This window comes from Paraburkholderia lycopersici (assembly GCF_900096975.1).
In the GTDB taxonomy this organism is placed as follows: domain Bacteria; phylum Pseudomonadota; class Gammaproteobacteria; order Burkholderiales; family Burkholderiaceae; genus Paraburkholderia; species Paraburkholderia lycopersici.
Genome location: NZ_FMYQ01000013.1, coordinates 170,270 through 176,368, shown reverse-complemented (window position 1 = coordinate 176,368; position 6,099 = coordinate 170,270). Strand labels below are relative to the sequence as shown.

At 68.7% G+C, this 6,099-nt stretch carries 5 protein-coding genes; 1 reads left to right on the top strand and 4 read right to left on the bottom strand.

Annotated features, from left to right (window positions below; genetic code table 11):
* A partial coding sequence (locus tag BLU17_RS33520) for a hypothetical protein (protein WP_218137021.1) occupies positions 1 to 270 on the bottom strand: 270 nt, incomplete at its 3' end.
* Between the two features lie 73 nt (positions 271 to 343).
* Here BLU17_RS33520 and BLU17_RS16235 point away from each other — a divergent pair.
* Positions 344 to 2,617 carry an amylo-alpha-1,6-glucosidase gene (locus BLU17_RS16235; RefSeq protein WP_091998193.1) on the top strand — a complete coding sequence of 758 codons (2,274 nt, stop codon included), beginning with the start codon at positions 344 to 346 and terminating at the stop codon, positions 2,615 to 2,617.
* A gap of 52 nt (positions 2,618 to 2,669) precedes the next feature.
* Here BLU17_RS16235 and BLU17_RS16230 read toward each other — a convergent pair whose 3' ends face one another.
* From BLU17_RS16230 to BLU17_RS16220, 3 genes are all read right to left on the bottom strand, one after another.
* Positions 2,670 to 3,752: an asparaginase gene (locus tag BLU17_RS16230; protein WP_091998191.1), complete on the bottom strand. Its 1,083-nt coding sequence runs from the start codon at positions 3,750 to 3,752 to the stop codon at positions 2,670 to 2,672.
* Between the two features lie 107 nt (positions 3,753 to 3,859).
* Entirely contained in the window at positions 3,860 to 4,786 is a 927-nt protein-coding gene (gene lhpI, locus BLU17_RS16225) for a bifunctional Delta(1)-pyrroline-2-carboxylate/Delta(1)-piperideine-2-carboxylate reductase (protein ID WP_091998189.1), read from the bottom strand.
* 70 nt (positions 4,787 to 4,856) lie between these two features.
* Positions 4,857 to 6,098 (bottom strand): NAD(P)/FAD-dependent oxidoreductase, encoded by a 1,242-nt coding sequence (locus tag BLU17_RS16220; protein WP_091998187.1) that lies wholly within the window; start codon positions 6,096 to 6,098, stop codon positions 4,857 to 4,859.
* Position 6,099: the final 1 nt, after the last annotated feature.

Below are 6,099 nucleotides of genomic sequence, written 5' to 3'. Positions count from 1 at the left end.
AACGAAATGATCGCCGACCCCGAACAGAAGATCGGCCGTCCGCGTCAGCTGTTCATCGGCGAAACGCCGCGCGAAGCCAAGCCGATCGCGCAACGTTGATTCCCGCAGCGCGCCACGGCAGGCGCGCCAGCGGCAATCAGCCTGCATGGCCTTCACGGGCGCCCGCACGTTCCATCGTGCCGGCGCCCGCAATTTTTTCCGCGCACGTTCCTTGCGTGCGTCGCGAATTGCCGCCTGTCTGCCGCGCGATCGTCGCGTAATCGCTGCCATCGCACGCGTCGGAGCCACTACAATCAACCGGAGGCGAACCGTAACCTTTTGCACGGGATTGAGGAGGCACGCAATGCAGGATCCGGAAACACTCGGCGGCGTCACGCGCTCAAGCGGCGTGGATCATCAGCCCGATCGTGAACCCGACAGCGCGTTCATCGCGCCCGAAACGCCCGAGGTCGCGAGCGCCGACCAGCATGTATTGAAATCGGGCGACACCTTCATCGTCAACGATCCGCTCGGCGACCTCACCGGCATCGACGACGGCCTTTTCGTCAACGATACGCGCGTGCTCTCGTCGCTGCGCCTCACGTTCGGCGGCCGCGTGCCGTCGCTGCTCTCGGGCAGCGTGAGCAGCGACAACACTGTCTTCACGGCTCACCTCACCAATCGTCCGCTGCCGCCGCTCGGCGGCTCGACCACGCCCGAAGGCGTGATTCACGTCGAACGCGAGCGCGTGCTTTCGGGCACGATGATGACCGAGGCCATCGAACTCACGAACTACGGCACCGAGGACGCCGTGGTGCCGCTTTCCGTCTCGTTCGCGAGCGATTTCCGCGACATGTTCGAAGTGCGCGGCCTGAAGCGCGAGAAACGCGGCACGCTCATGCCTCCGCGCATCGAAGACGGGGAGGTGCGTCTCGAATATATCGGCCTCGACAAAGTCGCGCGGCGCGTGCGCATCGAGTTCTCGCCGACGCCCAGCAAGCTCTTCGCCGATCGCGCCGACTTCACCGTGGACTTGCCGGCGCAGGCTTGCGTCTCGATCTACCTCACGGTGGCGATCGAAGTGGAGGCGCTGCCGGGCGCCGCGCCCGGCACGCAGAGTGCGGGCATCATCGAGCCCGCGCATTGCCTCGTGAATTCGAAGGAGCAGCGCGTGGGCCGCGCCGCCGTGCGGGCCGCGCTGGTCGATTCGCACATCGTGATGCGCGAGCGCCGCCGCGCGGCGGCGAGCCTGCGCTCGAGCAATCCGCTCTTCAATGCGTGGATCAACCGCTCGATCGCCGACCTCGGCCTGCTGACCACCGATCTGCCGACGGGCCCGTATCCGTACGCGGGCATTCCATGGTTCTCCACGCCGTTCGGCCGCGATGCGGTCATCACTTCGCTGCAAACGCTGTGGCTCACACCCGCGCTCGCGCGCGGCGTGCTGCGTTTTCTCGCGGAGCACCAGGCGCGCGAGGACTCGCCGTTCCGCGACGCGGCGGTCGGCAAGATCATGCACGAGATGCGCAAGGGCGAGATGGCGGCAACGGGTGAAGTGCCGTTCGCGCTCTACTACGGCGGCGTGGACACCACGCCGCTTTTCGTCGTGCTGGCAGGCGCTTACGTCGATCGCACGGGCGACGTTTCGCTGATCGACGAATTGTGGCCGGCGCTCGAACGCGCAGCGGCGTGGGTCGCGGGCGTGTGCGACCGCAACAAGCTCGGCCTGCTCGACTATCGGCGCGAATCGGAAGGCGGCCTTGCGAACCAGGGCTGGAAGGACAGCCACGATTCGGTGTTTCACGCGGATGGCCGTTTCCCCGACGGCCCCGTCGCGCTCGTCGAAGTGCAGGCGTATGCGAGCGCGGCGTTCGAAACGATGTCGCGCTTCGCGACGCATCGCGGCCAGGTGGAGGACGCCGCGCGCTATGCCGCCCGCGCTGCGAAAATCCGCCGTTGCGTGGAAGAAAAATACTGGATGCCGGAGTCGGAGTTCTACGGCATCGCGCTCGACGGCCATGGCGAACTGTGCCGCGTGCTCGCATCGAACGCCGGGCATCTGCTTGCCTTCGGGCTGCCGCAGGAGGAGCGCGGCCGTGCCGTGGCGGAGGTGCTCGAATCGGCGCTCTTTCATACGGGCTGGGGCGTGCGCACGCTCGCGGCAGGCCAGGCGCGCTTCAATCCCATGGCGTATCACAACGGTTCGGTCTGGCCGCACGACAACGCGCTGTGCGCGCGCGGCCTTGCGCGCTATGGCCGCAAGGCTGCGGCGGTGCGCCTGCTGCAGGCGCTGTTCGAGGCGGCGGTGACGTTCGACATGCGCCTGCCCGAGCTCTTTTGCGGTTTTCCGCGCCGCCGCGGCGAGCCTCCGACCGCGTATCCGGTCGCCTGCCTGCCGCAAGCCTGGGCGGCTGGCTCGCCGTTCATGATGCTCGAGGCGTGTCTCGGCGTGACGATCGACGCGGCGCGCAACGAGGTGCGCGTCGAGCAGCCGATGCTGCCCGAAGGCATCGACTGGCTCGAGGTCGGCGATCTGCGCGTAGGCAAGAACACGGTGACGCTCATGTTCCGCCGCGTGGATGGCAAGGTCGTGGCGGCGGCCGATCGCAGCGACGTGAAGGTAGTGGCGTTGCTCTGAGGCAGGGCGCGGGCGCTCGTCGCCCGCGCCTGCGAATTCATTCCCGAATTTACTACCCTTCGCAAGGCGGGCAGTCGATGCGCTCCAGTCTGAACTGCGGCGCGACGTAGCCGGTTTCCACACCCATCGTGTTGACGATGCGCGGCGCGTCGAATTTGCTCAGTTGTGCGATCTGTTCAGTCGTGCCGATGCCCAGTTGCCTGAGCACTTCCACCACGACTGCGTAGAGCACGGTCTGATCGCCATCCTCGACTTTGACGGCAATACCCAGCGCGGGGCCGCCCGTGTGAGGCGCGGTCGCCGCGCTCGCGCGCACGCCGATCGCATAGCTGCCCGCCGCGCCCACCTTGCCGACGAGCGCGCCTTCGAATGCGCGCATGAGCGTCGTGCAGAAGCGGCCTTCGCCTGCCACGAGCTCCGGATACGACGTCATTGCTCGATAGATGCGCGCGAGCGCCAGCGTGCGCGAGCCGGCTGCTGCCGCCCGGCGATCCTGCGCGTCGGCGAGCTTGACGAAGAGCCGTGCGAGACGGTCGAGCGGGAACGCCGGCGTGGGCAGATTGCAGCCGTCGATGGCCCACTCGACGTTCGCTTCCGGAAGATCGCAGACCCCGGCCACGACGCGCTTCACCTGTTGCTGCAGCGGATGCGAAGGCAAATGGTAGTCGGCAAGCGCGGCACCGATGGAACGCGCGCCGGCGAGCATGCCCGCGTGCTTGCCGGAGCAGTTGCTGCATACCGCGCCCGGCGTGAAATCGCGCTTGATCCAGGCTTTGTACACGGCGTCGGAGAGCGGCGGGTGGCCGCCGCAGCGAAGGTCCGCTTCCGTGGCGCAGACCTTGGCGAGCATGGCGCGCACGCGCTCGATGTGACGATCCTCGCTGCTGTGCGACGCGCACATGAGCGCGAGATCGGCGTCGTCGAAGCCGCAGCGCTCGAGCGCGCCCGTCTCGACAACGGCGAGCGCCTGCGCGGGCTTGGCCGCCGAGCGTACGAGCGTGAGGCGATACGGGTCGCCGAAGGCGTAGAGCAGGCGGCCCTGGGCGTCGGTCACGGCGACGTGGGCCGCATGCGTGGTTTCGATCACGCCGCCGCGCAGGACTTTTACGGCGGGCTGGGTGGCGTTCGTCGTCATGGTGGGTCTGCCTTCGGTCTCGGGATGGGCTGCACGGTCGATGAGCGATTCTATCCGCAGCGCGCGGCGGCCGGCGCCTTGCCATGCCGCTACGGCGCTCCTCGTGCTTACACGCGGCGAGGCGCGGCGCGCGCAACGCGGCAAGCCGCGAGGTCCCATGCGCCGCTGCCGACCGTTTTCAGCAGCACGGGCGCTTCAGGCACGATGCGCCGGGCCTGGCGATCCGCCACGGCCGAGCCGATCGTGCGTACGGCCGCCCAGTCGATGCCGGCCTGAAGCAGGTCGCCGGCCTCTTCGCGCGCGGCGGCGAGATCGTCCACGAACACGCGGCTTGCGCGCACTGTTTCGGGCGCGATTTCGGCGGCGTCGGGCGTGAAGGCGCCCACGCCGATCACGAGCCGATCCTTGCGCGCCGCGGCGCCGTACACGGGCGTCTTGCTCGTCGTCGCGGCGATGACCGTGTCGATCTCGTCGGGCGCCGCGCCGCGCGCGGGCGTGACGTGCACGCCGGACTGCGCCAGATGCGCTGCGAAAGCCGATTCGGCCGCCTCGGTGCGGCCTTGCACATAGAGCGTTGCCTGCGGATGCAGGTGGCCGATCGCCTCGGCATGAAAGCGCGCCTGCTGCCCCGTGCCGATGACGAGAAATGCGCGCGGCGTGCCCGGGTGCAGCACGCGTACGCCGAGCATCGAAAGCGCGGCGGTGCGCCTACCGGTCACCGTCGGGCCGTCGAGGATGAATTCGGGCTGCCCCGTCGCGCCGTTGCACACCGTCACCGCGCCGAAGATGGTCGGCATGCCGCGCGCCGCGTTGGCCGGGCACACGCTCACGAGCTTGTGGATGGCGATGTCGTCGGCGCTGGCGGGCATCGAGAGCATGACGCCGTTGTCCCTGAGCGGCACACCCGTGCGCACGGGCGCATGGATGCGGCCGGCATCGTGCTCCTGCGCGGCGTCGGCGAGGGCGTCGATCAGCACGCCGAAGTCGAGCAGACGCGCCGTGGCGGGTGCGTCGTAAATAGCGATGGGCTCCATCGAATGGTCTCTCCTGACGAATGTTGGGTTGGCGTGAGGGCGGCGCGGCTTTGGCACTGGCGCGCCGGCCTCAAAAGCGGTCGATGCGAAACGGCGCGAGATCGACGGCGGGCGCTTCGCGCGCCATCAATTGTGCGGCGAGCTCGCCGGTGAGCGGCCCGAGCGTGAGCCCCAGATGCTGATGGCCCGTCGCGAGGAAGACGTTACGGGCGCCGCGCATCTCGCCGATCATCGGCAGATAGTCGGGCAACGTGGGGCGCTCGCCGTACCAGCGGCTTTCGATCCGCGGGGCGCTCTCGCCGGGGAAAAGCTTGTGGAACTGCGTGGCGAGCAGGTCGGCGCGCCGCCAGTCGGGCTCGCCGCGCGCACCGAGTTCGACGGTGCCGGCGAGACGAATGCCGTGCGTCATCGGATTGCAGGTGAAGCCGCGTTCGACGAAGCTCACGGGCACGCGCAGGGTGTCGCGAGACGGCGCGGCGAGCTGCACGTGATAGCCGCGCTCGTTGGTGAGCGGAATGCGTGCGCCGAGTTGCTGCGCGAGAACGGCGCTGCGCGAGCCGGCTGCGATCAGCACTTTGTCGGCCACGTACGTCTCGCCATTCAGCGTCACGTCGATGCGGCCATCGGTCAGCGGGCGCAGCGTCTCTACGGCTGCGTTCGTGAAGTTCGCACCGGCAGCGAGCGCGGCGTCGAAAATGCGCTCGACCACCTGCTGGGGATTCGTGACCGATGCCATGCCGGGAAAGTAGCGCGCGTGGCTGACATGCGGCGTGAGCGACGGCAGGTAGTCGCGGCGCACCTGGTCGGCCGTGAGATCGACATAGCGCACGCCATGCCGCTCGAACAGATCGAGTTGTGCGCGTTCCGTTGCGCGGGCAACGGGTTGCTCGAACACGTAGAGCGAGCCGATGTCGCGAAAGAGTTCCGCGGGGACGTGCCCATCGAGCAGTCGCCGCCACGCCTGCGCCGCGCCGCTCACGAGGCTGGCGAGCGCGCGCGTGTTGCGCCGAAAGCGCGGGCGCTGCGCCTGTGCGGCGAATTCCAGCAGCCAAGGCGCCATTCGCGGCAGGCTGCGCTTGTGCAGACGCAACGGGCTGTCGCGGCGCAGCAGCATGCGGGGCAGGTTCGCGATCGTTTCCGGGCTGGCGAGCGGCGCGACGTGATCGACCGCAATCAAGCCCGCATTGCCGAACGAGCAGCCCGTGCCGGGCGGCGCGCCATCGACGATACGCACCCGCATGCCGCGCTGCGCGAGCCTGAGCGCGGCGGACGCCCCGATGATGCCCGCCCCAATGACGACCACGTTTTCCATG